Origin of the sequence: Streptomyces spongiae (assembly GCF_009377185.1) — a bacterium.
Lineage (GTDB): Bacteria > Actinomycetota > Actinomycetes > Streptomycetales > Streptomycetaceae > Streptomyces > Streptomyces spongiae.
Genome location: NZ_VJZC01000971.1, coordinates 1 through 2122, shown reverse-complemented (window position 1 = coordinate 2122; position 2122 = coordinate 1). Strand labels below are relative to the sequence as shown.

1 protein-coding gene is annotated in these 2122 nt (G+C 73.6%); it reads left to right on the top strand.

The window, feature by feature from the left end:
• Positions 1 to 236 precede the first annotated feature (236 nt).
• The gene (locus tag FNH08_RS49265; RefSeq protein ID WP_152778473.1) at positions 237 to 2033 is read left to right on the top strand and encodes a serine/threonine-protein kinase; all 1797 of its coding nucleotides are present in this window, start codon (positions 237 to 239) and stop codon (positions 2031 to 2033) included.
• The last annotated feature ends 89 nt before the right edge of the window (positions 2034 to 2122 follow it).

The window sequence follows — 2122 nt, the reverse complement described above, 5'->3', positions numbered from 1 at the left end:
GGCGTAGAGGAGGGAAGCGCAGGGGGAAAGTCGAGTGGAGCGCGGAGGCCGGAAGCAGCGGACGGAAGCAGCGGGCAGCGGGGTCCTCGGGCGACCCGGAACCCGGGAAACCGCATAAGCCGTGCCGGGGCAGGGAAGCCGAATATCCGCGAACACCCGAGCGGGCCGAAGGGAGCCGTAGCGCTCGCGCGGGGAACCAGCCGAGGGGGGAGCCGAAGGGGGAGCGACGCACAGCCATGGGTGAGGTCTTCGCCGGCCGGTACGAACTGGTCGACCCGATCGGGCGCGGAGGAGTCGGTGCCGTCTGGCGCGCCTGGGACCACCGCCGGCGCCGCTATGTGGCGGCCAAGGTCCTGCAGCAGCGCGACGCGCACTCCCTGCTGCGCTTCGTACGGGAACAGGCCCTGCGGATCGATCACCCCCATGTGCTCGCGCCCACCAGCTGGGCCGCGGACGACGACCAGGTCCTGTTCACCATGGAACTGGTCACCGGGGGCTCGCTGGTCAACCTCGTCAACGACTACGGCCCTCTGCCGGCCAGCTTCGTCTGCGCCCTCCTCGACCAGCTCCTCTCCGGGCTCGCCGCGGTGCACGCGGAGGACGTGGTGCACCGCGACATCAAGCCCGCCAACGTCCTGCTGGAGGCCACCGGCACGGCCCGGCCGCATCTGCGCCTGTCCGACTTCGGCATCGCCATGCGCCTGGGCGAGCCGCGGCTGACCGAGACCGACTACGTGGTGGGGACGCCCGGTTACTTCGCACCCGAGCAGATGCTGGGTGCTGATCCCGACTTCCCCGCGGACCTGTTCGCGGTGGGCCTGGTCGCCCTGTACCTCCTCGAGGGCGCCAAACCCGACGCGCGCGCACTCATCGAGTACTTCGCCGACCAGGGCACGCCCGGGCCGCCGAAGGGTGTTCCGGAGCCCCTCTGGCAGGTCGTGGCCACCCTTCTGCAGCCCGACCCGAACGCCCGCTTCCGCACGGCCACGGGTGCCCGCAAGGCCCTCGCCTCCGCCGTCGAACTCCTTCCCGGGCCCGGCCCCGACGACGAGTTGGTGGAGGTCTTCGACCAACTCGGTCCGCTTCCCGAGGGGTTCGGACCGGACGGGCCCCTCCGAAGGGCCTCGGGGCTGGATACGGCCAGTGGCAGCGCTTTCCGGTCATCTTCCCCGCAGGGCACGGGCCCTGACGCGCCACCCTCGTGGTCGAGCCCCGGTGTCATACCGTCGGGCGGCTCGGGTGTCACGCCGATGCCGCCCCACGACCCACCGCCGATCACGTCGAGCGACGGCATGGGCGCCGTGCCGCCGCCCTCCCCGAACTCCGTGCCCCGGCCTCCGTCCACACCACCGCCCATGCCCAGGAGCGCGCCACCTCCGGTCGGCCCGGGCGGGGCGCAGTGGGAGTACGGGACGGGTACGGGGGCCCAGGAACGCCCCTCCGGGCCCGAGTACGGGGGCAGTGCCCCGGGAGCCCCGGGTGCCGCACAGCCGGAGTCCGCCGCCCTCGCCGTACCGCCGCGCCCCGAGCACGACCCCGAGCCCGCGCGGCCGTCCACGATGTCGGACACCGGCAGCTTTCACCTCCCGCCGCCGCAGGGCCAGATGAGCGCTGTCCCTGTCCAGGCGCCGACGCGTGACGCGGAGCACCAAGCACCGCAGCACCAGGCACCGCCGCACCCCTCTCAACAGCCCGAGCAGCCGCCCACTCCTCTCACGCCGACCGCACTGTCGGACGGGAGCCCCGGCTACGCTCCGCACCACTCCGAAGCCGCGGGGGTGCCCTCCGCCCAGCCTCACCTGCCCTTGGGCGGCCTGGCCACCGAGGGCCCGTCGCAGGCTCCGACGACCGCGGTGCAGCAGCACGCTCATGTCGCCGCCGGTTCACACACCGCTCGGCCGCCGCAGGTTCCACGTCGGTCGAGAAGGCTCGCGCGACGCCGTCCGGGCCCGCCGGCCAAGGTCGCCGTACCGGTCCTTCTCCTCGCGCTGGCCTGCTTCGCGGTGGGTTTCTGGGCCCTGGCCCAGCTCTGACCGGCGCCTGGGCCGGCTCTGACCGGTGCCTGGCCCAACCCTGACCTGTGCCTGGGCAGGCTCTGACCGCCGCGGCCCCGCCCTACCCC

What these genes read in the sequence shown, in the direction of transcription:
- FNH08_RS49265 (WP_152778473.1), top strand. Translation starts at nt 237, where the DNA reads ATGGGTGAGGTCTTCGCCGGCCGGTACGAACTGGTCGACCCGATCGGG.